General features: G+C 62.1%; 21 protein-coding genes. 15 read left to right on the forward strand and 6 right to left on the reverse strand.

Annotated elements, in window-relative coordinates:
• Window positions 1–24: 24 nt before the first annotated feature.
• Entirely contained in the window at window positions 25–1914 is a 1890-nt protein-coding gene (gene thiC, locus KJY40_RS03465) for a phosphomethylpyrimidine synthase ThiC (RefSeq protein WP_085711132.1), read from the forward strand.
• Between the two features lie 202 nt (window positions 1915–2116).
• Complete coding sequence (gene cytX / locus KJY40_RS03470) at window positions 2117–3409, forward strand: putative hydroxymethylpyrimidine transporter CytX (RefSeq protein WP_230735017.1); 1293 nt, start codon at window positions 2117–2119, stop codon at window positions 3407–3409.
• Here cytX and KJY40_RS03475 read toward each other — a convergent pair.
• Complete coding sequence (locus KJY40_RS03475; protein ID WP_230735019.1) at window positions 3378–4124, reverse strand: RsiV family protein; 747 nt, start codon at window positions 4122–4124, stop codon at window positions 3378–3380. The genes cytX and KJY40_RS03475 overlap by 32 nt on opposite strands.
• Window positions 4125–4345: 221 nt before the next feature.
• Between KJY40_RS03475 and KJY40_RS03480 the strand changes: the two genes are divergently transcribed.
• The 9 genes from KJY40_RS03480 to KJY40_RS03520 all read left to right on the forward strand — a co-directional run bounded on the left by KJY40_RS03480 (window position 4346) and on the right by KJY40_RS03520 (window position 13652).
• Window positions 4346–4963: an NUDIX domain-containing protein gene (locus tag KJY40_RS03480; RefSeq protein WP_230735020.1), complete on the forward strand. Its 618-nt coding sequence runs from the start codon at window positions 4346–4348 to the stop codon at window positions 4961–4963.
• The gene (locus KJY40_RS03485; protein WP_007952222.1) at window positions 4954–5406 is read left to right on the forward strand and encodes a DUF1249 domain-containing protein; all 453 of its coding nucleotides are present in this window, start codon (window positions 4954–4956) and stop codon (window positions 5404–5406) included. The genes KJY40_RS03480 and KJY40_RS03485 overlap by 10 nt, the downstream gene beginning before the upstream one ends.
• Window positions 5407–5511: 105 nt before the next feature.
• A complete protein-coding gene (gene cpdA, locus KJY40_RS03490) occupies window positions 5512–6327 on the forward strand; it encodes a 3',5'-cyclic-AMP phosphodiesterase (RefSeq protein ID WP_230735022.1) in 816 nt (271 codons plus the stop codon).
• 96 nt (window positions 6328–6423) lie between these two features.
• A complete protein-coding gene (locus KJY40_RS03495; protein WP_230735024.1) occupies window positions 6424–7032 on the forward strand; it encodes a YqiA/YcfP family alpha/beta fold hydrolase in 609 nt (202 codons plus the stop codon).
• A gap of 42 nt (window positions 7033–7074) precedes the next feature.
• Window positions 7075–8982 carry a DNA topoisomerase IV subunit B gene (gene parE / locus KJY40_RS03500; RefSeq protein ID WP_085608483.1) on the forward strand — a complete coding sequence of 636 codons (1908 nt, stop codon included), beginning with the start codon at window positions 7075–7077 and terminating at the stop codon, window positions 8980–8982.
• Complete coding sequence (locus KJY40_RS03505) at window positions 8982–9971, forward strand: esterase-like activity of phytase family protein (RefSeq protein WP_134021607.1); 990 nt, start codon at window positions 8982–8984, stop codon at window positions 9969–9971. Before parE ends, KJY40_RS03505 begins: the two co-directional genes overlap by 1 nt.
• The gene (locus KJY40_RS03510) at window positions 9968–10492 is read left to right on the forward strand and encodes a retropepsin-like aspartic protease family protein (RefSeq protein ID WP_230735026.1); all 525 of its coding nucleotides are present in this window, start codon (window positions 9968–9970) and stop codon (window positions 10490–10492) included. The genes KJY40_RS03505 and KJY40_RS03510 overlap by 4 nt, the downstream gene beginning before the upstream one ends.
• A gap of 7 nt (window positions 10493–10499) precedes the next feature.
• On the forward strand, window positions 10500–12764 hold the full coding sequence (gene parC / locus KJY40_RS03515) for a DNA topoisomerase IV subunit A (RefSeq protein ID WP_230735028.1): 2265 nt from the start codon (window positions 10500–10502) through the stop codon (window positions 12762–12764).
• Window positions 12765–12941: 177 nt separating this feature from the next.
• Complete coding sequence (locus KJY40_RS03520) at window positions 12942–13652, forward strand: PqiC family protein (RefSeq protein ID WP_230735029.1); 711 nt, start codon at window positions 12942–12944, stop codon at window positions 13650–13652.
• 343 nt (window positions 13653–13995) lie between these two features.
• Here the strand turns inward: KJY40_RS03520 and KJY40_RS03525 are convergent, their stop codons facing one another.
• A complete protein-coding gene (locus KJY40_RS03525) occupies window positions 13996–15504 on the reverse strand; it encodes an AhpA/YtjB family protein (protein WP_085608487.1) in 1509 nt (502 codons plus the stop codon).
• Window positions 15505–15638: 134 nt separating this feature from the next.
• On the opposite strand from KJY40_RS03525, the gene serB reads away from it, so the two are divergent.
• Window positions 15639–16853 (forward strand): phosphoserine phosphatase SerB, encoded by a 1215-nt coding sequence (gene serB / locus KJY40_RS03530; protein ID WP_064379078.1) that lies wholly within the window; start codon window positions 15639–15641, stop codon window positions 16851–16853.
• Window positions 16854–16892: 39 nt separating this feature from the next.
• On the opposite strand, the gene KJY40_RS03535 is transcribed toward serB, so the two are convergent.
• Window positions 16893–18647, reverse strand: a complete 1755-nt coding sequence (locus tag KJY40_RS03535) for a molecular chaperone (RefSeq protein ID WP_230735031.1) — start codon at window positions 18645–18647, stop codon at window positions 16893–16895.
• Between the two features lie 222 nt (window positions 18648–18869).
• Here KJY40_RS03535 and KJY40_RS03540 point away from each other — a divergent pair, with 222 nt between their 5' ends.
• Window positions 18870–19271 (forward strand): lectin OAA family protein, encoded by a 402-nt coding sequence (locus tag KJY40_RS03540; protein ID WP_011332171.1) that lies wholly within the window; start codon window positions 18870–18872, stop codon window positions 19269–19271.
• A 60-nt stretch (window positions 19272–19331) separates the two neighbouring features.
• Here KJY40_RS03540 and asd read toward each other — a convergent pair whose 3' ends face one another.
• Genes asd through KJY40_RS03555 form a run of 3 tightly spaced genes read right to left on the reverse strand, consistent with a single transcriptional unit; the run spans window position 19332 to window position 22604 of the window.
• Window positions 19332–20192: an archaetidylserine decarboxylase gene (gene asd, locus KJY40_RS03545; RefSeq protein WP_064379081.1), complete on the reverse strand. Its 861-nt coding sequence runs from the start codon at window positions 20190–20192 to the stop codon at window positions 19332–19334.
• Between the two features lie 18 nt (window positions 20193–20210).
• Window positions 20211–21026 (reverse strand): rhodanese-like domain-containing protein, encoded by an 816-nt coding sequence (locus tag KJY40_RS03550; RefSeq protein WP_230735033.1) that lies wholly within the window; start codon window positions 21024–21026, stop codon window positions 20211–20213.
• A gap of 39 nt (window positions 21027–21065) precedes the next feature.
• The gene (locus tag KJY40_RS03555) at window positions 21066–22604 is read right to left on the reverse strand and encodes an HDOD domain-containing protein (RefSeq protein WP_230735035.1); all 1539 of its coding nucleotides are present in this window, start codon (window positions 22602–22604) and stop codon (window positions 21066–21068) included.
• Window positions 22605–22771: 167 nt separating this feature from the next.
• Between KJY40_RS03555 and motA the strand changes: the two genes are divergently transcribed.
• Together motA and motB are read left to right on the forward strand one after the other, a co-directional pair.
• Window positions 22772–23623, forward strand: a complete 852-nt coding sequence (gene motA / locus KJY40_RS03560) for a flagellar motor stator protein MotA (protein ID WP_007952169.1) — start codon at window positions 22772–22774, stop codon at window positions 23621–23623.
• Between the two features lie 3 nt (window positions 23624–23626).
• The gene (gene motB, locus KJY40_RS03565) at window positions 23627–24694 is read left to right on the forward strand and encodes a flagellar motor protein MotB (RefSeq protein ID WP_230735037.1); all 1068 of its coding nucleotides are present in this window, start codon (window positions 23627–23629) and stop codon (window positions 24692–24694) included.
• Window positions 24695–24785 lie beyond the last annotated feature (91 nt).

Here is a 24785-nt window from a genome sequence, read left to right on the forward strand (position 1 = left end):
TGGATGCTGTCTGGAGAGCCCGTGATGACTACAAAATCTAAAAACGCGATCAACCTGAGTGACTCGGCCAAGGTCGACGAACAGTCGGTTCAACCGTTCACCCGTTCGCAAAAAGTCTACGTTCAGGGCTCCCGCCCGGACATCCGCGTGCCGATGCGCGAAATCACCCTCGATGTGACCCCGACCGATTTCGGCGGCGAAATCAACGCGCCGGTCACCGTCTACGACACCTCGGGCCCGTACACCGATCCGAACGTGGTGATCGACGTGCGCAAAGGGCTGGGCGACGTGCGTTCAGCGTGGATCGACGACCGTGGCGACACCGAACGCCTGCCGGGCCTGAGCTCGAATTTCGGCCAGGAGCGCCTGGCCGATCCGGAGCTGACCAAGCTGCGTTTCGCTCACGTCAACAACCCGCGCCGCGCCAAGGCCGGGGCCAACGTCAGCCAGATGCACTACGCGCGCAAAGGCATCATCACTGCCGAGATGGAATACGTCGCCATCCGCGAAAACATGAAGCTGCAAGAGGCCCGCGCCGCCGGCCTGCTGAACCAGCAACACGCCGGCCACAGTTTTGGCGCGAGCATCCCGAAAGAAATCACCCCTGAGTTCGTGCGCGAAGAAATCGCCCGTGGCCGCGCGATCATTCCGGCCAACATCAACCACGTCGAACTGGAACCGATGATCATCGGCCGTAACTTCCTGGTGAAGATCAACGGCAACATCGGCAACAGCGCGCTGGGTTCGTCCATCGAAGAAGAAGTGGCGAAACTGACCTGGGGCATTCGCTGGGGCTCGGATACCGTGATGGACTTGTCCACCGGCAAGCACATCCACGAAACCCGCGAGTGGATCATCCGTAACTCGCCAGTGCCGATCGGCACCGTGCCGATCTATCAGGCGCTGGAAAAGGTCAACGGCGTGGCCGAAGACCTGACCTGGGAGCTGTTCCGCGACACGCTGATCGAGCAGGCGGAGCAGGGCGTCGACTACTTCACCATCCACGCCGGTGTGTTGCTGCGCTACGTGCCGCTGACCGCCAAACGGGTGACCGGCATCGTCTCCCGTGGCGGTTCGATCATGGCCAAGTGGTGCCTGGCGCACCACAAAGAGAACTTCCTCTACACCCACTTCGACGAAATCTGCGAAATCATGAAGGCCTACGACGTCAGCTTCTCGCTGGGCGACGGCCTGCGTCCGGGCTCGATTGCCGACGCCAACGACGAAGCGCAATTCGGCGAACTGGAAACCCTCGGCGAGCTGACCAAGATCGCCTGGAAGCACGACGTGCAATGCATGATCGAAGGCCCGGGCCACGTGCCGATGCAGTTGATCAAAGAGAACATGGACAAGCAGCTGGAGTGCTGCGACGAGGCGCCGTTCTACACCCTCGGCCCGCTGACCACCGACATTGCACCGGGTTATGACCACATCACTTCCGGCATCGGTGCGGCGATGATCGGCTGGTTCGGTTGCGCGATGCTCTGCTATGTGACGCCGAAGGAACACTTGGGTCTGCCGAACAAGGATGACGTGAAGACCGGGATCATCACCTACAAGATCGCCGCTCACGCGGCGGACCTGGCCAAGGGACATCCGGGCGCGCAGATCCGCGACAATGCCTTGAGCAAGGCGCGGTTCGAATTCCGTTGGGAAGACCAGTTCAACCTGGGTCTGGATCCGGACACTGCCCGTTCGTATCACGATGAAACCCTGCCGAAGGATTCGGCGAAGGTCGCGCATTTCTGTTCGATGTGCGGGCCGAAATTCTGCTCGATGAAGATCACTCAGGAAGTCCGCGAATACGCGGCCAACCAGCGGATCGACGCGGTCGACGTGGACGTCGCCCAGGGCCTGGCGGAACAGGCCGAGCGGTTCAAGAAGGAAGGCAGTCAGCTGTACAAGAAGGTTTGATCTGACCTGAGTCCGGCGGCGCTCGCGCCGCCGTCATCGCGGGCAAGCCCGCTCCCACACTGGATCTCCTGTGAACACAAATTTTGTGAACAGCGGGATTTGAATGTGGGAGCGGGCTTGCTCCGGGCGGCGATCCGACGAAGGCGTCAGAACTGGCGCCAAAGATCTCAATGACAAAAAATACTCCTCCGAGATAACACCCTTGAGCATTCAACCCGGTACTTATTCCCCCGACCTCGCCGTACCCGCCAACCAGCGTGTGTTCGGCGGTCGCGATCTGTTTTCCCTGTGGTTTTCCCTCGGCATCGGCCTGATGGTGTTGCAGACCGGTGCGCTGCTGGCGCCGGGGCTGGGCCTGTCGGGATCGCTGCTGGCGATCTTCCTCGGCACCTTCGTCGGGGTCCTGTTGCTGGCTGCCGTTGGCGTGATCGGCAGCGACACCGGTCTGTCGTCGATGGCCGCGCTGAAACTCAGCCTCGGCAGCAAAGGCGCGAGCCTGCCGGCGCTGCTTAACCTGCTGCAACTGATCGGTTGGGGTTCTTTCGAAATCATCGTCATGCGCGATGCGGCCAGCCTGCTCGGCACCCGTGCGTTCAGCGAAGGTTCGCTGTGGGCCAGTCCAATGTTGTGGACGCTTTGCTTCGGCGCATTGGCGACGTTGCTCGCAGTCAGTGGGCCGCTGACGTTCGTGCGCAAGATCCTGCGCAAATGGGGCATCTGGCTGATTCTGGCCGCGTGCATCTGGCTGACCTGGAACCTGTTCGCCAAGGCCGATCTCGCCGCCTTGTGGGCACAGGCCGGGGATGGCTCGATGCCGCTGGCCGTGGGCTTCGACATTGCGATTGCGATGCCGCTGTCGTGGCTGCCACTGATCGCCGACTACTCGCGTTTCGGCAAGCGGGCGAAGAACGTGTTCGGCGGTACGGCCATCGGTTTCTTCATTGGCAACTTCTGGCTGATGAGCCTCGGCGTGGCCTACACACTGGCCTTTGCGCCGAGCGGTGAAGTCAACGCGCTGCTGCTGGCATTGGCTGGCGCAGGTCTTGGGATTCCGCTGTTGTTGATTCTGCTGGACGAGTCGGAGAACGCGTTCGCCGACATTCACTCGGCAGCGGTTTCCAGCGGGATTCTGTTGCGTCTGAAAGTCGAGCATCTGGCGCTGGCCATCGGTGTGATCTGCACCCTGATCGCCTTGCTCGCGCCCTTGGCGCAGTACCAGAACTTCCTGCTGCTGATCGGTTCGGTGTTTGCGCCGCTGTTCGGCGTGGTGCTGGTGGAACACTTCATTCTGCGCAAGCGCAGTGCCCAGGTGGCGTCGGCCGCGTTGCGCTGGCCGGCACTATTGGCCTGGCTGGGTGGCATCAGCACCTATCACTTGCTGGCCAATCTGTATCCGGATATCGGCGCGACCCTGCCGGCGCTGGTGCTGGCAGGGCTGCTGCAGCTCGTGCTCGGCCGGGCTTTCAGTTTCGGCCGGGAAACAGCTCGGGCTTGAGAATGCCGTTCAGGCGCGGGTAAGGGATCTTCAGTTCGACGTGGCCCAGCGCATAAGGCGCGATGGTGGTCACGTCGTACTTGAGGATCACGCCGCCGTAGGTCAGCGCCACGTTCGGGGTTTTGACGAATGGCCAGCTCTTCACGAACTCCGGTTCCTGATCGAGCTTGGTGCTGATCAGCCAGCTGTTGTGCGCCACTTGCGCCGCTTTCCAGAACGCCTCTTCCTGACCCGGCAGCAGCATGTCCGCCAGGGTCAGCACTTTGTGCTGTTGACGCGAATAGTTGATGAAACCGCGTCCCGGCGTACCGTGGGCACCGCCGGTGTCCAGGTAGCTCGACGTTTCGATGATCACCAGACCGTCATGCTGCTCGCGTACTTTCGCCTGCAAATAGCTGCTGTTGCGCGGGCCGGCGTTGGCCAGGAACTGCTCGCGATACGCTGCCAGCGTCGGCGCCACCGGGGCGTTCGGTGCGGTGCGGGTCATTTGCAGCAGGCGTTTTTCGATGATGCCGTCCAGCGCCGGTTCTGCCGGGAAGCGCAACGTATCGATGTTCACCAGCGGACAGTCCGGGTTGGAGCAACCGGGTTTCAGCGTTTCCGAGGCGTCGCGGGTGGTTTCCAGCGGCGTGCGGTAGTTGGGCTGGAACAGGCTGGCGCAGGCACCCAGGGTCAGGGCGATGGCGGCCACGGAGGCAATTTTGACAAGCGACATGGGCGTCCTTTCTGAAGCAGGGGAAGGCAAAAAGTTACCGCTTCGACTCTCAACGAAGCGGTCAGTTCGCCACTAAGCTAATTAGAGTGGGTTTCGCTTCCACCGTCCATCCCGCTGACAGTAAAGGGGCTGCATCAAACGTCACGGGCGCGTTAGGATGGCGCGAAGTCGAGGTGGCAAGTCAGGAGCCTCGTATTGGATTTGCAGTAAAGAGGATGCTCATGACCGATCTTGCCAAAGCCATTCCGTCCGCCGTCGATATCGTGCGACGCGAGCAGTGCTACCAGGGCTTCTACAAGCTCGACCGTCTGCACTTGCGTCACGAACTGTTCGCCGGTGGCATGAGCCGCGAAATCAATCGTGAAGTGTTCGTGCGCCACGATGCCGTGTGCATGCTGCCCTACGATCCGCAGCGCGATGAAGTGGTGCTGATCGAGCAGTTTCGCGTCGGCGCTCTGGGCAAGGCGGACAACCCATGGCTGGTGGAGCTGGTCGCCGGTCTGATCGACAAGGACGAACAGCCGGAAGAAGTTGCTCACCGCGAGGCACAGGAGGAAGCTGGGCTGGACATCAAGGCCCTGTGGCCGATGACCAAATACTTTCCGTCGCCGGGCGGCAGCAACGAATTCGTGCATTTGTATCTGGGGCGTTGCAGCACCGAAGGCGTGGGCGGCCTGCATGGGCTGGAGGAAGAAGCTGAAGATATTCGCGTCACGGTCTGGGCCTTTGAAGATGCCCTGCAGGCCGTACGTGACGGACGGATTGCCAATGCGGCGAGCATCATCGCCTTGCAGTGGCTGGCGCTCAATCGCGCCGAAGTGAGGGGGTTATGGTCGTAAACAAGTTGCGCGATCGCTACCGCGTCGACCTCGTGGGGCTGCAAGCCGCCTGCGAGGCCAACTACGCGCGCCTGATGCGACTGTTGCCGGACATGCGCAGCGACCCCGAGGCTCGGCGCATCGCCGTCACCCAGGGCGACCAGATGCTCGGCGTGCTGACCCTGGAAGTGCTGCAGGCCTGTCCGTACACCACGACCCTGCAGGTGCGCCAGGAACACAGCCTGCCGTGGCTGCCGGTGCCGCAACTGGAAGTGCAGGTCTATCACGATGCGCGCATGGCCGAGGTGATCAGCGCCGAACATGCGCGACGTTTTCGCGGCGTCTATCCTTACCCGAATGCGGCCATGCATCAGCCGGACGAGAAGGCCCAGCTCAATCTGTTTCTGGGCGAATGGCTGAGTCATTGCCTGGCCTGCGGTCACGAATACGCAGCGGTCCGATAAGCGCCGCAAGTTGTGAACTGCGTCCGGTTCGCCGGTTTCTCTTTGCGCTGTCCCCCCGCATAATTGCCGCAACTTTCCAGTCCCGCGATCCCGGGGGAGAACGCCTTGCCGAGCGTATCGACTTTGACCACCGCCGACACGGCGTTGCTGGTGCAACTCTCTGACAGTCATCTGTTCGCCGAGGCGGACGGAACGCTGCTGGGCATGAACACCCGCGAGAGCCTGCAAAAAGTCATCGAGCTGGTGCTCGAACAGCAACCGCGGATCGACCTGATCGTTGCCAGCGGCGACCTGTCCCAGGACGGCACGCTGGAGTCCTATCAGCAATTTCGGCAGATGACGGCGCAAATCGATGCGCCGGCCCGCTGGATTCCCGGCAACCACGACGAGCCACAGATCATGGCTCAGGCGACTGTGCAGAGTGCGTTGCTGGAGTCCGTGGTGGATGTCGGCAACTGGCGCGTGACCCTGCTCGATTCGGCGGTGCCCGGATCGGTGCCGGGGTATTTGCAGGATGACCAGTTGCAATTGCTCGCCCGCTCCCTGAGCGAAGCGCCGGATCGCCATCATCTGGTGTGCTTCCACCACCATCCGGTGTCGATCGGTTGCGCCTGGATGGAGCCGATCGGCTTGCGCAATCCTGAAGCGTTTTTCGACGTGCTCGACCGTTTCCCGCAGGCCCGCGCGGTGCTGTGGGGCCATGTGCATCAGGAGATCGACCGCGAACGCAACGGCGTACGGCTGATCGCCTCGCCGTCGACCTGCATCCAGTTCGAGCCGGGCAGCGAAGATTTCAAGGTTGGCGAGCAGGCGCCGGGGTATCGCTGGTTGCGGTTATTGCCGGACGGGCGGATCGAGACCGGTGTGGAGCGTGTCACCGATTTCCGGTTCACCGTTGATTACGGCTCCGACGGTTACTGATCAAAGGGCGCAGCGCTGATTTCCTCGGGTGCTGGCCCAACTCCCCTCGACTCCCTGTAAACTCCGCTTTCTTCAGCCGACGCCCAGGGAGCTCAAATGTCCGGTTCGATTCTCTATATCCATGGTTTCAACAGTGCGCCGGCCTCGAAAAAGGCCTGTCAGCTGGTCGAGGTGATGGAGCGGCTGGGTTTGAGCGATCAACTGCGTGTTCCGGCGCTGCATCACCACCCGCGCGAAGCCATCGGTCAGCTGGAACAGGCAATCGCCGAACTCGGCCGGCCATTGCTGGTGGGAAGCTCGCTCGGCGGCTACTATGCGACTCACCTGGCCGAGCGCCATGGCCTGAAAGCCCTGCTGGTCAACCCGGCCGTCAGTCCGCACCGGATGTTCGACGGATACCTGGGCACCCAGAAAAACCTGTACACCGACGAAACCTGGGAGCTGACCCACGACCATGTGACGGCCCTGGCCGAGCTGGAAGTGCCGGCGCCGCAGGATCCGCAGCGTTATCAGGTATGGTTGCAGACCGGGGATGAAACGCTGGATTATCGCCTTGCCCAGCAGTATTACCGGGCCTGTGCCTTGCGCATTCAGGCCGGCGGCGACCACAGTTTCCAGGGATTTGTTACACAATTGCCGGCATTGCTCAGCTTTGCCGGGATTGGCGCCGATACCTATCAGGCAATCGATTTCACCACACTGTGAAGTCTTGCCCCATTTTCATTGAATCACTGACGACGAGACCCTATGGCCACTCCCAGCGCTAGCTCCTATAACGCCGACGCCATCGAAGTCCTCTCGGGCCTCGACCCGGTGCGCAAACGCCCCGGCATGTACACCGACACCAGTCGGCCGAACCACCTTGCCCAGGAAGTCATCGACAACAGCGTCGACGAAGCCCTGGCCGGCCACGCCAAATCGATCCAGGTCATTCTCCACGCCGATCACTCGCTGGAAGTCTGCGACGACGGCCGTGGCATGCCGGTCGACATCCACCCGGAAGAGGGCGTTTCGGGCGTCGAACTGATCCTCACCAAGCTCCATGCGGGCGGCAAGTTTTCCAACAAGAACTACCAGTTCTCCGGCGGTCTGCACGGGGTGGGTATTTCCGTGGTCAACGCCTTGTCGACCCAGGTGCGGGTGCGGGTCAAGCGTGACGGCAACGAATACGAAATGACCTTCGCCGACGGCTTCAAGGCCACCGATCTGCAAGTGATCGGCACCGTCGGCAAGCGCAATACCGGGACCAGCGTGTACTTCGCGCCGGACCCGAAATACTTCGATTCGCCAAAATTCTCCATCAGCCGCCTCAAGCACGTGCTCAAGGCCAAGGCCGTTCTGTGCCCGGGGCTGCTGATCAGCTTCGAAGACAAAGGCACTGGCGAAAAGGTCGAGTGGCATTACGAAGATGGCCTGCGCTCCTACCTGGTGGACGCGGTCAGCGAATTCGAGCGCCTGCCGGACGCGCCGTTCTGCGGCAATCTGGCCGGCACCAAGGAAGCGGTCGAGTGGGCGCTGTTGTGGCTGCCCGAAGGCGGCACCTCGGTCACTGAAAGCTACGTCAACCTGATCCCGACGGAGCAGGGCGGCACCCACGTCAACGGTCTGCGTCAGGGCCTGCTCGACGCAATGCGCGAGTTCTGCGAATTCCGCAGCCTGCTGCCGCGTGGCGTGAAGCTGGCACCGGAAGACGTCTGGGAGCGCATCGCTTTCGTCCTGTCGATGAAGATGCAGGAACCGCAATTCTCCGGCCAGACCAAAGAGCGCCTGTCGTCCCGTGAAGCGGCGGCCTTCGTTTCCGGCGTGGTCAAGGATGCGTTCAGCCTGTGGCTCAACGCCAACCCGGAAACCGGTCTGGCGCTGGCCGAACTGGCAATCAGCAACGCTGGCCGTCGACTGAAGGCCAGCAAGAAAGTCGAGCGCAAGCGCATCACCCAGGGGCCGGCATTGCCGGGCAAACTGGCTGATTGCGCCGGGCAGGACCCGATGCGCTCCGAGTTGTTTCTGGTGGAAGGTGATTCCGCCGGCGGTTCGGCCAAGCAGGCGCGGGACAAGGAATTCCAGGCGATCCTGCCGTTGCGCGGCAAGATCCTCAATACCTGGGAAGTCGACGGCAGCGAAGTGCTGGCCAGCCAGGAAGTGCACAACATCGCGGTGGCCATCGGTGTCGATCCGGGCGCCGAGGACATGAGCCAGCTGCGCTACGGCAAGATCTGCATCCTCGCCGACGCCGACTCCGACGGTCTGCACATCGCTACCTTGCTCTGCGCCCTGTTCGTCCAGCATTTCCGCCCGCTGGTGGATGCCGGTCACGTCTACGTGGCGATGCCGCCGCTGTACCGTATCGACCTGGGCAAAGAGATTTTCTACGCCCTGGACGACGCCGAGCGCGACGGGATCCTTGACCGTCTGGTGGCCGAGAAGAAACGCGGCAAGCCGCAGGTCACCCGATTCAAAGGTCTGGGTGAAATGAACCCGCCGCAACTGCGTGAAACCACCATGGACCCGAACACCCGCCGTCTGGTGCAGTTGACCCTCGGGGACGACTTCGCCGAGACCTCGGAAATGATGGACATGCTGCTGGCGAAGAAACGCGCCGGCGACCGCAAGACCTGGCTCGAATCCAAGGGCAACCTCGCCGAGGTTCTGGCCTGATGCGGTTTGGCTGGGCCTTGGCGGGTGCGTTGCTGCTGGGTTCGATGACGGTGTCGGCAGAGCCTGCGCAAGAGCTGCGCGTGCTCGCCGAACACCCGGTCGAAGGCATGCGCGGCGGCAACCTGTCGGGGCTGGCCTTGTGCGGCAATGACCTGTGGACCGTTTCGGACCGTGACGATGATCAGATCTACCGTCTCGATATTCGCGACCGGGTCTGGCAGGCCACGGCCGTGCGCATCGATCCGCCGAAAGTGCCGGACAGCGGTTTGCCGTGGGGCATCAGTTCGCGCACCTGGGCGGCCTCATTCATTCGTGGCGGCGATCTGGATTTCGAAGGCATCAGCTGCGACAGCGCCGGCAACCGCTACATCGTCAGCGAAGCCCACGCGGCCGTGTTGCAAGTGCCGCCGCAGGGGCCGTCGTCGTGGTTGAAAATCTCGCCGATGATGGTGCGCGAAGCGCGGGCCAGCGGGATGTTGCTGCAATTCAACGCGATATTCGAAGGCCTGGCGATCAACCCGGCGGGGGATCAGATGTGGCTGGCCGCCGAGCGGCAAAGCCGTGGCTTGTTGCTGATCAAGCGCCAGCAGACAGTGTGGGATTGTGACGGTCGTTGCGTGCTGCTCAGTGAAGGCGGCATGGAAATGCAACCGCCGCAGTTCCCGAAAGCCCGTCCGGTCAATCGGGACTTTTCCGATATCTCCCTGTTTAACGGCAAGCTGTTTACCCTTGAGCGCAACGCGTACCAGATCTGTCGACGCGATGCGCAGACGGCCAAGGTCGAGCTTTGCTGGTCGTATGCGGCCGAGCTGTTGCAGGCCAATCGTCGTTACGAGCAGAACTTTGGGCTGGAAGAGGCGCTTGTGGTTGATGCACAGGGTGCCTGGATCGGCGTCGACAACAATTTCGGCCCTCGCGCCGATGGCGAGGTTCGCCCGATCATCTGGCGTTTCGCAGCGCCTGAGGGTGGCTGGAGCGCCAAGCCATGAGCCAGCAACCTCCGGGCAAACGCGCCGGTCGGGTGCTGATGATTCTGGCGTGGTGCGCGGCGCTGTTTCTGGCCACGCGGTTTTTCGGCCAGTGGGAAGAGCGCCAGCAGAACCCGAATGTGGTGGTCAGCTCGGAACAGGGCGACGGTTTTATTGAAGTGAAACTGGCAAGTAATGCCCAAGGGCATTTTGTCGCCAGTGGCCAGATCAACGGTCAGCCGGTGGAGTTCATGCTCGACACCGGCGCGACCGACGTGGCAATCCCGGCCGAGGTGGCGAAAAACCTCAGGCTGGAAGAAGGTTTCGGTGTGACCCTGAGCACGGCCAATGGCCTGAGCCAGGGCTATCGCACCCGTATCGACCGCCTGCAACTGGGCGACATCGTGTTGCGGGACGTCCGCGCACTGGTGGCGCCCGGGCTGCATGGCGATCAGGTGTTGCTCGGTATGAGCGCCCTGAACAAACTTGAATTTATTCAGCGCGGCGGCACCATGCTGCTGCGCCAGACAACGAACCGATGAGGCCCGCATGAGCGATAACCTTGCAGACAGCTTAGATGGCGTAGAACGCCGGTCGCTGGCTGACTTCACCGAAAATGCCTACCTCAACTACTCCATGTACGTGATCATGGACCGTGCCCTGCCGCATATCGGCGACGGTCTGAAACCGGTACAGCGGCGTATCGTCTACGCCATGAGCGAGCTGGGGCTGGACGCCGATTCCAAGCACAAGAAGTCGGCGCGTACCGTCGGCGACGTGCTCGGCAAGTTCCACCCGCACGGCGACTCGGCGTGCTACGAAGCGATGGTGCTGATGGCCCAGCCGTTCAGCTATCGCTACACGCTGGTGGACGGCCAGGGCAACTGGGGTGCGCCGGACGATCCGAAGTCCTTCGCCGCCATGCGTTACACCGAAGCGCGGCTGTCGCGTTATTCCGAAGTGCTGCTCAGCGAGCTGGGCCAGGGCACCGCAGACTGGGGACCGAACTTCGACGGTACCCTGCAGGAACCGCTGGTGTTGCCGGCACGTTTGCCGAACATCCTGCTCAACGGCACCACCGGTATCGCCGTGGGCATGGCCACCGACGTGCCGCCGCACAACCTGCGCGAAGTCGCCACGGCGTGCGTACGCCTGCTCGATGAGCCAAAAGCCACGGTCGAACAGCTCTGTGAGCACATTCAGGGCCCGGACTACCCGACCGAAGCGGAAATCATCACGCCGCGTGCCGACCTGCTGAAAATGTACGACACCGGCAAGGGCTCGGTGCGCATGCGCGCCGTGTACCACGTCGAGGACGGCGACATCATCGTCACCGCGCTGCCGCACCAGGTCTCCGGCGCCAAGGTGCTGGAACAGATCGCCGCCCTGATGCAGGCCAAACCGTCGAAAGCGCCGCAGATCGCCGATCTTCGCGACGAATCCGACCACGAAAACCCGTGCCGCATCGTGATCATCCCGGTCAACAGCCGTGTCGATCACGAAGCGCTGATGCAGCACCTGTTCGCCAGCACCGAGCTGGAGTCGACCTATCGGGTCAACGTCAACATCATCGGTCTGGACGGCAAGCCGCAGCTGAAAAACCTCCGTGCGTTACTGGTGGAGTGGCTGGAATTCCGCGTGCTGACCGTGCGTCGCCGCCTGCAATTCCGTCTCGACAAGGTCGAGCGTCGTCTGCACCTGTTGGACGGTTTGCTGATTGCCTACCTCAACCTGGATGAAGTGATCCACATCATTCGCACCGAGGAACACCCGAAGGCCAAGCTGATCGAGCGTTTTGCCCTCAGCGAAATCCAGGCCGACTACATCCTCGACACCCGTCTGCGTCAGTTGGCGCGACTGGAAGAGATGAAGCTGCGCGACGAGCAGGACGAACTGCTCAAGGAGCAAGCCAAGCTGCAAGCCCTGCTGAGCAGCGAAGCCAAGCTGAAGAAGCTGGTTCGCAGCGAGCTGCTGAAAGATGCTGAAACCTACGGCGACGACCGTCGGTCGCCAATCGTCGAGCGCGCTGAAGCCAAGGCGCTGACCGAACACGATCTGCTGCCGAACGAGAAAGTCACCGTCGTGCTGTCGGAAAAAGGCTGGATCCGTTCGGCCAAGGGCCACGAGATCGACGCCACCGGCCTGTCGTACAAGGCGGGGGACGGCTTCAAGACATCGGCGGCGGGGCGTTCGAACCAGTCGGCCGTGGTCATCGACTCCACGGGCCGCAGTTACTCGCTGGCTACCCACACCCTGCCATCGGCACGGGGCCAGGGCGAACCGTTGACCGGCCGTCTGACGCCACCGCCGGGCGCAACGTTCGAATGTGTGCTGATGCCTGAGGAGGATTCGCTGTACGTGATCGCCTCAGACGCCGGCTACGGTTTTGTGGTGAAAGGCGAAGACCTGCAAGCCAAGAACAAGGCCGGCAAGGCCCTGTTGAGCCTGCCGAACAACGCCAGGGTGATCGCGCCGCGTCCGGTGGCCGACCGCGAGCACAACTGGCTGGCCTCGGTAACGACCGAGGGTCGCCTGCTGATCTTCAAGATCAGTGATCTGCCACAATTAGGGAAGGGCAAAGGCAACAAGATCATCGGTATTTCCGGTGAGCGCGTGGCCAGTCGCGAAGAATATGTCACGGACATCGCCGTTCTTCCGGAAGGCGCCACCTTGGTGCTGCAGGCCGGAAAACGCACCCTGTCGCTGAAAGCCGACGACCTCGAACACTACAAAGGTGAACGTGGTCGCCGTGGCAACAAGTTGCCAAGGGGCTTTCAGCGGGTGGATGCGCTGCTCGTCGAAAACCTCAATTAGGCGTCCCAGACGCTCCGATCTACGATTTAACCCGTAGATCGGCGCTTTGGCGCTGGAGTCGGAACGCATATTCACGGATGATATGGCCTTTCCAAGCGCCGGCGTGGCCGAGCGTTCTTCATATTTATTGAGTATTTTCACTGTGGTCAGCCTTGTGGCGGCCACCTGGACGGGATGATGACTTCTCTGCGCCCCCTTATTTTCCTGCTCGCCGGCGTTCTTGGCCTGGCGGGTTGCAGCGTTCACCAGCCGGTGTCGCTGTATCAGCTGGACAGCGGAAGTCCGGCCCAGCCTGCGCAAAGCGCGGGCATGGCAGTTTTGCTGGGCCCTGTGATCGTAGCCGATTACCTGCAACGGGAAACCCTGTTGCAGCGTCAACCGGACGGCAGCCTGCAGGCTGCGGTCGATGGTCGCTGGGCCGGCAGCCTTTCGTCGGATATCGATCAATTGCTGCTGCGTCAGGTTGCCGGTCATCTGGACAGTCAACGTGTAGTGCTGGCACCGGCCACCACCGGGTTCACCCCGGATGTGCAGGTGCTGTTGACCATCACGCGTCTGGATTCCGGTGCCAAGCAACCGGCGATCCTCGATGCGCAATGGCGCCTGATCGACCGCCGTGGCCAGGTGCGCGATAACCGCATCGTCCATCTGCAGGAACAGCACGCTGGCACCACTGCCGCGCAGGTGCAGGCGCAGGGCGTGTTGTTGCAGCGTCTGGCCGAGCAGTTGTCGGTAGCGCTCAAGCCGTTGGCCAATCAGCCACCAGTTGCCGAAGCGCCGCGCAAACCGGCACCAAAACCGGCAGCGCCGGCGGCGGAAGCCGAGAAGCAGCCGAAGATTCCGATGGCTTCGCCGATTCGTACGGATATGGAAGTGTTCCGCTTCTAAGGCTGGAACGAGTCAGGACAGAGCCCGCCTTGTGCGGGCTTTGTTGTGTCTGGGGTTCAGTGAAAGATCAAGAGCCCCCCCTAACCCTCTCCCGGAGGGAGAGGGGACTGACCGAGGTGTCTGGCGTCATACATCGACCTGAAAGATCTTGGCGATTATGGATTCAAAGCTGGGCGTTCAAGTCGCTGCAGCTCTTCAATATTCCCGGATCGGTTCCCTCTCCCTTTGGGAGAGGGCTAGGGTGAGGGGGCTCCAAAGCCTGGCGCAATCACGAAACCACCACGCACAAAAAAGCCCGCAGACAATCGCTCGTCTGCGGGCTTCGTTGTAACTGGACTAAGGCTTAAGCCCGGCGCTCATGCATCCGCGCCAGCTGCCGTTCAAGCATCGACGGATAAGGCTCCATCAACCGCTCTACACAGCAAGCCCCCTCAGGGCTGGCAATCGGGCGGATCCGTGCACGCTGGCGAATCAGCGCGTCGTCACCAATCTTGCGCTCCACCAGCAGTAGGTTGCGGCTGTGCTGCGACAGGGCCAGGGCGTCCTGGGCGGAGTCGGTCAGCAACAGGTCGATCTGGCTCAGGCCGAACAGCTCGTCGCCGAGGGTCAGGCCCAGCTGCAATTGCAGGGTGATGCCGCTGTCGGCGACTTCGATCTGCAACTGGTGGCCCAGCGCCCGCAGCAGCTCGCCGCAGCAGATGGCGTTGGTCAGGTAATCGTCGCCGCTGTCCTCGGTGTGGAACAGCATCAGCGTGCTGCCGTCGTTCAGGGTTTCGATTTCGCCCTGATATAGCGAGGCGGCCTGCTCCAGACAGTCGCGATAGCGATCCTGCAACTCTTCCAGACGTGCGCGAGGCAAACGACGCAATTGCTCCTGCGAGCCCAGTTGCACCGCCAGCACCGCCGTGTGTTGCGGCACGCTTGGGGTCGGTCGGCGCACTGCCGGTTGTGCTGCTTCGTCCAGCGACTCGTCACGCAGGTCGGCGAACGGGTCTTCGTCATCGTCGTCTTCAACGGTGCTGACCACATGGCGTGGCGCAGGCTTCTGCGCAGCCATCGGGCGGCTTTCGTCGAAACTCGGATCACGCAGGTTGCGCACTTCGAATTCCGGCTCGTCGTCCTCGAATTCGGGTTCCGGCTCAGGCTCCGGTTCGGCCGGCTCCGGGGCATAGTTGGCGTGCAACTGGCGGGCAAGATCGCCGATCTCGTCCTGACGCTCGATCCCCGGCGTGTATTCGTCGATCCGGCGCAGCCACACGCGCAATTGCAGCAGCGGCGTGGAGATGTGCCGGCCCAGACGCAGGCTCAGGGCCAGGGACAGTGCCAGCAGGATCGCACTCAAAATGCCCATGCTTTGCAGGCTGATGGTCATCGGCTGCTGGAACTGATCCATGTCCAGGCTGATGCGCAGTTGCCCGGCGGTCACGTCCTGGAAGGTGATCTTGCTCTCGTACATGCCCTCGGCTTCGCCCAGCAGGCCGTGCTTGGGCCGCTGACCAGACTCGGCGAGGATGCGGTTGTCCACGCTGTAGATGGCGGCGTGGGCCACCAGCTTGTTCTTGGTCAGGTTGTTGAGCAGCACGTTGAGGCTGAGGATGTCGTTGGACACCAGCAGCTCGGTGGCGGAGGTGGCGGTCTGCGTGGTCAGGCTTTCGCCCAGCGCATCGGCCTGCTCGTGCATGGCCTGCTTGAACTGCAGGCCCATCACGCAGGCATAGATCACCAGGGCCAGAGCGACCAGGATCACGTTATGGCTGGCAATGCGCAATGCAATCGGTACACGGCGGTGGCGCAGTGCACGGAAGATCAGCAGAAAGAAGTTATCGGTTTTAACTGGCGTGGGCCGGTTCACTGAGCTCGGCTCTTTTGTCCGTGAAGTTGACGCGCAGTATAGCGACAGGCCCTAGACCGGCAAAGCGCTGGCGGTGCCCGATGGTCACTGAAAGTGGGTAGAATGCGGTTTTTTTCCAGTTGCGGGGGTGCGCGTTGCGCGAAATCGTCCTGATTAACATCACGGGAGTCGACCGTCCGGGTCTGACGGCGGCCATTACCGGTGTTCTGGCCCAGGGTGGTGTGAATATCCTCGACATCGGTCAGGCGGTGATCCACGACATGCTGTCGTTCGGCATCCTCGTGGAAATCCCCGACTCCGAGCAAGGCAAGTCGGTGCTCAAGGACATCCTGTTCAAGGGCTATGAACTCGACCAGCAGGTGCGCTTCACCCCGGTGTCCGAAGAGGATTACCAGCAATGGGTGGGCAATCAGGGCAAGAAGCGCCACATCGTTACCCTGCTGACCCGCAAGGTCACCGCCGGCCAGTTGCAGGCCGTGAGCTCGATCACCGCCAAATACGGCCTGAACATCGACCATATCGACCGTCTGTCGGGTCGCATGCCGCTGGACACCCCGGCCGACAAGGGCAAGGGCTGCATCGAGTTCTCTGTGCGTGGCGAAGCGGCCGATCCGCAGGCCCTGCGCGCCGAGTTCCTCAGCGTGGCTCAGGAACTGAATGTCGACATCGCCTTCCAGGAAGATTCGCTGTTCCGTCGCAACCGCCGTCTGGCGGTATTCGACATGGACTCGACCCTGATCGAGGCCGAAGTCATCGATGAACTGGCCAAGGCCGCCGGCGTTGGCGATCAGGTTTCGCAAATCACCGAGCGGGCAATGGCCGGTGAACTGGACTTCCGCGCCAGCTTCAAGGAGCGTCTGGCGCTGCTCAAGGGCCTGGATGTCAGCGTGCTCGACTCGATCGGCGCCTCGCTGCGCCTGACCGAGGGTGCCGAAACCCTGTTCGCCGAACTCAAGCGCCTGGGTTACAAGACCGCGATCCTGTCGGGCGGCTTCACCTACTTCGCCAAGCAGTTGCAGGCCAGACTCGGCATCGACTACGTGTTCGCCAACGAACTGGAAGTGGTCGACGGCAAGTGCACCGGCGTGGCGATCGAGCCGATCGTCGATGCCCAGCGCAAGGCCGATCTGCTGAAACAGCTGGCTGAAAAAGAAGGTTTGCGTCTGGAACAGACCATCGCCGTGGGCGACGGTGCCAATGACCTGCCGATGCTGGCGATTGCCGGTCTGGGTGTGGCGTTCCGCGCCAAGCCGCTGGTCAAGCAGTCGGCGAAGCAGGCGATCTCGACCCTCGGTCTGGACGGCGTGCTGTACCTGCTGGGCTTCCGGGATCGCGACGGGCAGCTCTGACCCAGGCACAGGATCGCAGTCGTTGGCTGCGGTCCTGGCTCAAAGGGATTTCCACAACGAGTCGAAATCCTCCTCGCTCCCGCCATTCCTGGCGGCCTCCAGCGAGCGATAGGCAAACTGATTGAAACTGTGAGTGCTGGCCACCCGCCGATCCAGCCCGGCGCGGTGCTCCTCGCCCTGGGTGTTGATCAGCACTTTATTGCCTTCCTGAAACGGCAGCCGTGGCGCCAGTAACGTCGCCGGCAAGTCGATCGCACTGATCTCCGGCAACAGCAAACCGCGTAGATACTGGCTGTGATCATCCCGCGAACGCACCAGTTGCAACCCGCACGGCCGGGCATGGGGCGCCACCAGTTCGATGCCCATTTGCGTACCGGCGCCGCGCACCTGGCGGATCCAGCGCACCACAGCAATGCTCCAGCCCTGATTGAGGCTGTCCTGAATCCCGACCATTTCCCCGGCCTGCAATTCGGCAGGGACTTCCTTCGGCCAGGCCAGGCAATACCCGCCGGGGCTGTGGTTGATTACCGGCAAGGCATAGGTCGGGTAATGGGGCGGGCTGTCGGCGTCGCCTTCATCGTCGATCAGCGGTTCGTAGCGGATTTCCTCGTAGGGCAACAATTGATCGGAAGTGTTTTGCGGTGCGGCATCGAACGCCTGGCTCCAACTGTCCTTTTCACCCTGAACCACCGCGCGGCTGAAATTCGCCGCACGGGCGCCGGGGTGTTTGAGCAGTTCGCTGAAGGTGCGTTCGCCGCCGAGGTAGAAGTGCAGGGCGCTCATGCCGACGCACACAGTCAGGTTGCCCTGACCGACGGTGCGCTGGAAGCTGCGCTCGGCGGCTTCACCCCAGCTGGCGTGCAGGTGTTGCAGGGTATCGAGGGTCAGACCCGACGGCACGGGCAGCGGCGTGTTCGCATCCTGATGCAGCAGGTGGGACTCGATGGCATTCACCAGCGGTTGCGGATCGAAACCGAGCAGACCGGCCTGTTGCTCGCTGCGAAACTGGGAGCGGTAACGCGGGCCGGCGTCGATGTCTGCCGAGACCGCGAACAACCCTTCGCGCGGATTGGCGGGATGCAGCTTCAGCCACGCACTCCAGGGTTCCACCACTTGCGCCAGGCGCGCGATCTGGTTCTGGCGCAGCTGATTGCAGCGGGCGCTGCCCAGCAGCAGGACGGCGAGGTAGGTCTGTTCGACGCTCAACTCGCCGGTCAGGCTGGCAAGGTCGTCGCGCACTCGCCGATGTTGCAGTTGCAACTCGCAGGCACAGCGAAACAATTGATGCAGTTCGAACCACAGCTGTTCCGGCGCGGTGCTGTACAGCTGCGTGGCGCGAACCAGTTGCCCTTTCAGTGCATGGGCCGCCCGTTGCAGCGCTTCGCTCACCAGGGCTGCGCGATCCCGGGAGTACTTGGGCGCGATCCGCACAATGATCTGTTTGTAACCGATGGCCAGCTGACTTTGCAGGGCCTGGCACAGGTTGCTGATCTTGCGCGAACGCTCATCGAGCATGATCGCCTGATGCAGAAAATGCCGTTCCAGATGCTGGCAGACGAAGTAAACCTCGGGCCGCAGCAGCTCCAACAGATGCAGGCGATTGTCGCTGGGGGTCAGCAGTTGATTGAGTTCGCCGAGGCCTTGATACAACAGGCGTGCGGTTTCGCCGATGTTGGCCTTGGGCAGGCCGGCGATCCAGCGCTTGAGGTCGCGCGGGGTGGCCTCACAGAAGGACATGCGCAACTGCGTGGGCGTCGGGACGCTCAGTTTCGGTTGGGATCGTGGCTCACTCATGCCGTGACAAGCTCCGGCGGCGAATAGGGCAATGCCAAAAACTCTAGCAGTTGTGCTCTGTTTCGCATGCGATTGTCTGGCTTTTTTACCGTTGGTCTGCTGGCCTGGTGCCATTCCCGCAGGCGCTACTAGGCTCTCAGACGTGCGATCGGAAACGCACGGTTGCACGGCCTGCCGTCAACGTCGGGGCAGGTCTCCCGAAACTTCAAGGAGATGAGGTTCATGTCTAAATACGCAGTGGCAAATCAATGGGGCGGTAGTTCGGCACCTTGGCATCCGGGTGGAACCTGGGTGTTGGGCGCGCGGGACAACCAGAATGTCGTCGCGATCGAGATCAAGTCCGGCGACGGTGGCAAAAGCTTCACCGGCACCATGACCTACGCCGGCGAAGGCCCTATTGGCTTCAAGGCTCAGCGCACTGGCCAGAACCAGTACAACGTCGAGAACCAGTGGGGTGGCAACGATGCCCCGTGGCATCCAGGTGGCAAGTGGGTGATCGGCGGGCGGGATAACCAGAACGTTATCGCGTTGAGTGTCACATCCAGTGACGGAGGGAAAAACCTCAGTGGCACCAATACCTACGCCAACGAAGGGCCGATCGGCTTCCGTGGGCAGATAGAGTAACGGCGCCACCCAGGTCGTGTCCGCCCCTTCGCAGACGTGCGAAAGGGCGGATCAACAGGTTCAGGCGTTCGACTGTGCCAGAGCCTGACCCATCTGTACCGGCGAGCCGGCTTTCAATTCTTCAACCCATTTCACCTGGTCCGGCCCGAACAGCACGATCGCGGTCGAACCCAGCTTGAAGCGCCCCAGTTCTGCACCTTTTTCCAGATGAATCGGCGCACGGGCGGCTTCGTCGTAACGGAAGGTTTTCAGCTCGCGCTTCGGTGGCGTGACCAGACCGGCCCACACGGTTTCGATCGATGCCACGATCATCGCGCCCACCAGCACCACGGCCATCGGTCCGCGCTCGGTGTCGAAGATGCACGCCACGCGCTCGTTGCGGGCGAACAGTTCCGGAACGTTTTCCGCGGTGGTCTGGTTGACCGAGAAGATCCGGCCCGGGATGTAGACCATTTCGCGCAGGGTGCCGGCCAGCGGCATGTGCACGCGGTGGTAGTCCTTCGGCGACAGGTACACAGTCGCGAACTCACCGCCCATGAATGGAGCCGCATTGGCCGCGTCGCCGCCCAGCAGTTCCAGCACGCTGAAGCTGTGGCCCTTGGCCTGGAAGATGCGACCGTGCTCGATCGGGCCGAGCTGGCTGATCGCACCGTCGGCCGGGCTGAGGATCGCGCCCGGGGTCTGGTCCAGTGGACGTGCACCGTCTTTCAGGGCGCGGGTGAAGAAGGCGTTGAAGTGCTCGTAAGCGGTGACGTCTTCAACCAGTGCCTGGGACATGTCCACTTGGTAACGCTTGGCGAACCAGGTGGTGAAGGCATTCTTGAACCAGCGCACGCGGCACTCGGCGACGCAGCCGGCCAGGCGCGACAGCAGGTGATGGGGCAGCAGGTATTGGCTGATGATAAACAAACGCTCTTTCATGACTGTCCTTAAAAATCCTTAAAGCTCGACGGGGGTGTCGGGGTGGTTGCCCCATTCGCCCCAGGAACCGGCGTAGCCCTTGACCCGCGGATAACCGAGGGCCTTGGCCACCAGATAAGTGAAACCGGACCGGTGATGGGTCTGGCAGTGAGTAATGATTTCTTTGTCTTTGGTGATCCCGAGGTTTTCCAGGATCTGCGGCATGTCGGTACGGATGCGCAGTTGACGCGCCTGATCCATGCCTGCCGTCCATTCGAAATTGACCGCGCCGGGGATGTGTCCACCCTTGGCCGCCAGGACTTTCTCGCCGGAATACTCAAGCGGCCCGCGAGCGTCCCAGATTGCCAGGTCAGCGGCGCCGAGACGGCTTTGCAGGTATTCGCGGGTGGCGGTCGGTTCCTCGTGCAGGGTGAGGGCAACCGGGCCGCCCACCGCCGGAGGAATCTGGATCGACATCGGCGAACCTTCCGCCAGCCACGCCGGCAGACCGCCGTCGAGGTAGTGGTAGTTGTCGTGACCGATCACGTCGAGCAGCCAGATGAAGCGCCCGGCCCAGCCGCCGCCTTCGTCGTCATAGACCACGTAGACCGCGTCCTTGCGATGGCCGAGCTCACCGAACAGTTCTTCGAGTTTTTCTTTGCTCGGCAACAGGCCCGGAGCCGGCGCCTGACCCAGCTGGGTGCGTTTCGGATCAACAAAACGTGCGCCGGGAATGTGTCCCTCGGCGTAGCGGGCGGCACTGGTCAGATCCACCAGAATCAGATCGCGGGATTCGAGGCGCGGCAGCAGGTCGCTCGGCTCGATCACCAGGGCCAGGCCAGAGAAATCAGACATGTGAGGTCTCCAGAGCACAAAGGGGAAGGATTGTAGCTGTCATTGGCCGCGCTGGCTAAAACTGTGCAGGGCTTTCTCGATGCACTGCGCGGTTTTGCCGAAGGCTTGCACGGTGATGTCGGCGAACGGTCCGCCACCCTGGTCGGCGACCACGATCATGATCACCCGGCCGTTGTTCACCAGCGAGCGCAGGAATAGGTGTTCGCCACGAAACAGCGTGCGCAGCGAGGGCGGCAGCAGGGCGGAAAACTGGGCATTGTTGTCCGGGGTGATCCGCACTTGCGCCTGTTGCGCGAGCAAGCGTTGCAGTACCGAACTCTGGCTGACGACGAAGTTGAGCGCAGCGGCTTCCTTCGGCAACCCCGAGGTTTGGTGGACGCGCAGATTGGCGTGGCTGCGGTCGGCCATCAGGATCATCACCCGACGCATGCCGCTGGCGATCAGCGCATCGCGGGCGGCGACAGTCAGACTCATGGCGTTGGTGAAGCGGCTTGGCACGGCCAACAGCTCGGCGCATTGGCGGCGCCACTGGGTCAGGTCTTCAGCGGATGGCGCCGCAGCCGGGAGCATTCCGGCGGGCAGGCGATGAGTGCCCCACGGCCACAGCAGCGAAACTGCCGGGTGCCAGAGGTCCGGCATGAAATGATGGCGAGCGCTGACGGCAGCCTGTTGGTGCAACTGCTGTTGCACCTCGTCCATCGAGATTTGCAGATAAAGGCTGGTCAGGTATTGCCAGCGCTCGCTGTGCGGACTGTCCCAGGCCTGTTGCGCCGAGAGTGCCAGGCCGTTGGCCAGCAACACGGTGTTGGCCGGCTGATTGAGCCAGCGGCGCAGGGTCGGATCATCGTCGAGGCGATTCTGCTGGCGCAGCGGATGATCGACGTCGCGGGCAATGCGCAGGACTTTGACCAGTTCGCGCTGCTCGGTCAGCAGCAGCCGATAACCTTGCTGCACCCAGATCGGCAGACGCCAGGCTTCCACCAGCGCTTCGCCGATTTTCAGCAGGCGCACACCGAACAGCTGCTTTTCCACGACTCGCGCCGATTCACCCTTGTGGATAACCCGCACTTCCCACTCTTCAAGCAATTTGGGAAAGGTCAGCGCCAACGGCCACAGCGGCGACAGAAACAGCAGGCTGCCCCAATGAATGTCCTGCCAAAGTCGCGCGAGGCGGCTGGCAAAAAAACCGTTGGCCTGTTGCGTGGCGTGCTGGCTGATCATCTGCAATTGGCGCAGGGCCTGGGGGATCTGTGCGGCAGGTTCGGTGGGCAGGCGTGCCAGCAGTTCTTCGGTACGGCCAAGGCCGAGGCGATTGATCGCCACTTCGAGGTTTTCCGCCGGCGCAGTCATGTTGCCGTGAGTGTGGCGGTTGGCTTCGCGGATGATGCTCAGGGCCAGCGCCGGGCTGTCCTGCATCAGGTCGGCGATGTCGCGCAGCGAGCTGCGGTCATCGCGAATCGCCCGGCAGACCCGGTCATGGGCGTCTTGCGGCACCGGCAGGCGAACGCTGTCGAGCAGTTTCACCCAGCCATCGAGTGTGGTCGGTTTTACGTGTGGGACGTTCGTTTCATTAGCCATGTCTGGACGAGATCTTCACTGACTGTAGACGCGCCCGGCATGGGCTAAATTGGCTTTTCGCCTGAACTGGCTATAGTCTGGCGCAGTTTTGCCGATAAGTAGAAGAAGAGATTTTTTAACTTCCGAATATGACCTTGAACCCGACTTAAACAAGTACCTTTCTACCTATGGCTAAAATTATCGGCATCATCGTCGTATTCGCGAGCGTGCTCGGCGGATACGTGCTCTCCCACGGCAAGATTGCCGCCCTGATCCAGCCTTTCGAGGTGATGATCATCGGTGGTGCTGCACTCGGTGCATTCCTGCAGGCCAACCCCGGCTACATGACGATGCACGTGCTCAAGAAATCCCTGAGCATGTTCAGTTCGCGTTTCAGCCACACGTTCTATCTGGAAGTGCTGGGCCTGATCTACGAGATCCTCAACAAGAGCCGCCGCGAAGGCATGATGGCCATCGAAGGCGACATCGAAGACGCCGCCGCGAGCCCGATCTTCGCCAAGTACCCGGCGGTACTGAAAGACGAACGCATGACCGCGTTCATCTGCGATTACCTGCGCATCATGTCCTCCGGCAACATGGCTCCCCACGAGCTGGAAGGCCTGTTCGACATGGAACTGTACAGCCTGAAGGAAGACCTCGAGCATCCGTCCCACGCGGTGAACGGCATCGCCGACGCCATGCCGGGTTTCGGTATCGTCGCGGCGGTACTGGGTATCGTGGTGACCATGGCCTCCCTGGGTGAGGGCGATCAGAAGTCTATCGGTCTGCACGTAGGTGCGGCACTCGTGGGTACCTTCTTCGGTATTCTCGCGGCGTACGGTTTCTTCGGCCCGCTGGCGCACTCCCTGGCCCACGATGCCAAGGAAGAGCTGAACGTCTACGAAGCCATCAAGGCCTCGCTGGTGGCTTCGGCTTCCGGCATGCCGCCGTCGCTGGCTGTCGAGTTCGGTCGCAAGGTTCTGTACCCGGCTCACCGTCCAAGCTTTGCCGAGCTGGAACAAGCCGTTCGCGGTCGTTAAGTCATGGAAAATAACCAGCCGATAATCATCAAGCGCGTCAAGCGCATCGCCGGCGGGCATCACGGCGGGGCGTGGAAGATCGCCTTCGCCGACTTCGCGACGGCGATGATGGCGTTCTTCCTGGTGTTGTGGCTGCTCTCCACCGCGACCCCGGAACAGAAGATCGCCATCGCCGGTTACTTCAAGGACCCGGTCGGTTTCTCCGAGAGCGGCACGCCGTACATCATCGATCTGGGCGGTACGCCGACCCTCGCGCCTGAAAACACCCTCAACCCCGAAGTGAAGTCTCAGCCGCAGCCTGACAAGGTCACGGTCGACACCGAACAGGTTGAAGGCATGGCCGAGCAGGTCGAGAAGGAACGTCTGGAACTGTTGCTGCAAGAACTGCAGAACAAGGTCGACGAGAACCCGCAACTGCAGAAATTCAAGGACCAGATCCTGTTCGAAATCACGCCGAACGGCTTGCGCATCCAGATCATGGACGCCGAGAACCGGCCGATGTTCGACTCAGGTTCCGCACGCCTGAAGCCGTACTTCGAAGACATCCTGCTGGCCATGGCCGACACCATCAAAGCGGTGCCGAACAAGATCAGCATCAGCGGCCACACCGATGCCAAGCCATACGTGGGCAACGGTGATTTCGGCAACTGGGAGCTTTCGGCCAACCGTGCCAACGCCGCCCGGCGTGCACTGGTGGCGGGCAGTTATCCGGACTCGCAAGTGGCTCGTGTGGTGGGTTACGCCTCGTCGGCACTGTTCGACAAGGAAAACCCGTTCAACCCGGTCAACCGCCGTATCGACATCGTGGTGCTGACCAAGAAGGCCCAGGCCGCCATCGAAGGTGCGCAAGGTGCCGACCCGTCGAAACCGACGGATCAAGGCCAGAACGGCGCCGCGCCGGCCACCCCGGTCGACCCGAACGCCTTGCCGGCGGATCAGCAACCGGTGCCGGCCCACGAGTTGCGCGAACGGCTGAACCTGTTCGACGACCCGCTGCCGAAACCGACCGAACCGGGCAGCGCGGCGCCAGCCCCGGCGCCTGCTGCACCGGCCCCTGCACCGAAGCAGTGATCCACAAGAAAGCCGACAGTGATGTCGGCTTTTTTGTGCCCTGTGCCCTGCATTCAAGGAGCATTGTTGAGCAGGGCATCGCGCATAAGCG

It is taken from the genome of Pseudomonas fitomaticsae (genome assembly GCF_021018765.1).
GTDB lineage: Bacteria > Pseudomonadota > Gammaproteobacteria > Pseudomonadales > Pseudomonadaceae > Aquipseudomonas > Aquipseudomonas fitomaticsae.

Excerpts from the sequence above, each read along its gene's own strand:
- asd (WP_064379081.1), bottom strand. The coding sequence starts at position 20,192 with ATGAAAGAGCGTTTGTTTATCATCAGCCAATACCTGCTGCCCCATCAC.
- KJY40_RS03495 (WP_230735024.1), top strand. The coding sequence starts at position 6,424 with ATGTCCGGTTCGATTCTCTATATCCATGGTTTCAACAGTGCGCCGGCC.
- KJY40_RS03480 (WP_230735020.1), top strand. The coding sequence starts at position 4,346 with ATGACCGATCTTGCCAAAGCCATTCCGTCCGCCGTCGATATCGTGCGA.
- parE (WP_085608483.1), top strand. The coding sequence starts at position 7,075 with ATGGCCACTCCCAGCGCTAGCTCCTATAACGCCGACGCCATCGAAGTC.
- KJY40_RS03555 (WP_230735035.1), bottom strand. The coding sequence starts at position 22,604 with ATGGCTAATGAAACGAACGTCCCACACGTAAAACCGACCACACTCGAT.
- KJY40_RS03535 (WP_230735031.1), bottom strand. The coding sequence starts at position 18,647 with ATGAGTGAGCCACGATCCCAACCGAAACTGAGCGTCCCGACGCCCACG.
- parC (WP_230735028.1), top strand. The coding sequence starts at position 10,500 with ATGAGCGATAACCTTGCAGACAGCTTAGATGGCGTAGAACGCCGGTCG.
- KJY40_RS03550 (WP_230735033.1), bottom strand. The coding sequence starts at position 21,026 with ATGTCTGATTTCTCTGGCCTGGCCCTGGTGATCGAGCCGAGCGACCTG.
- KJY40_RS03475 (WP_230735019.1), bottom strand. The coding sequence starts at position 4,124 with ATGTCGCTTGTCAAAATTGCCTCCGTGGCCGCCATCGCCCTGACCCTG.
- KJY40_RS03520 (WP_230735029.1), top strand. The coding sequence starts at position 12,942 with ATGACTTCTCTGCGCCCCCTTATTTTCCTGCTCGCCGGCGTTCTTGGC.
- thiC (WP_085711132.1), top strand. The coding sequence starts at position 25 with ATGACTACAAAATCTAAAAACGCGATCAACCTGAGTGACTCGGCCAAG.
- motA (WP_007952169.1), top strand. The coding sequence starts at position 22,772 with ATGGCTAAAATTATCGGCATCATCGTCGTATTCGCGAGCGTGCTCGGC.
- KJY40_RS03510 (WP_230735026.1), top strand. The coding sequence starts at position 9,968 with ATGAGCCAGCAACCTCCGGGCAAACGCGCCGGTCGGGTGCTGATGATT.
- KJY40_RS03485 (WP_007952222.1), top strand. The coding sequence starts at position 4,954 with ATGGTCGTAAACAAGTTGCGCGATCGCTACCGCGTCGACCTCGTGGGG.
- KJY40_RS03505 (WP_134021607.1), top strand. The coding sequence starts at position 8,982 with ATGCGGTTTGGCTGGGCCTTGGCGGGTGCGTTGCTGCTGGGTTCGATG.
- motB (WP_230735037.1), top strand. The coding sequence starts at position 23,627 with ATGGAAAATAACCAGCCGATAATCATCAAGCGCGTCAAGCGCATCGCC.
- KJY40_RS03540 (WP_011332171.1), top strand. The coding sequence starts at position 18,870 with ATGTCTAAATACGCAGTGGCAAATCAATGGGGCGGTAGTTCGGCACCT.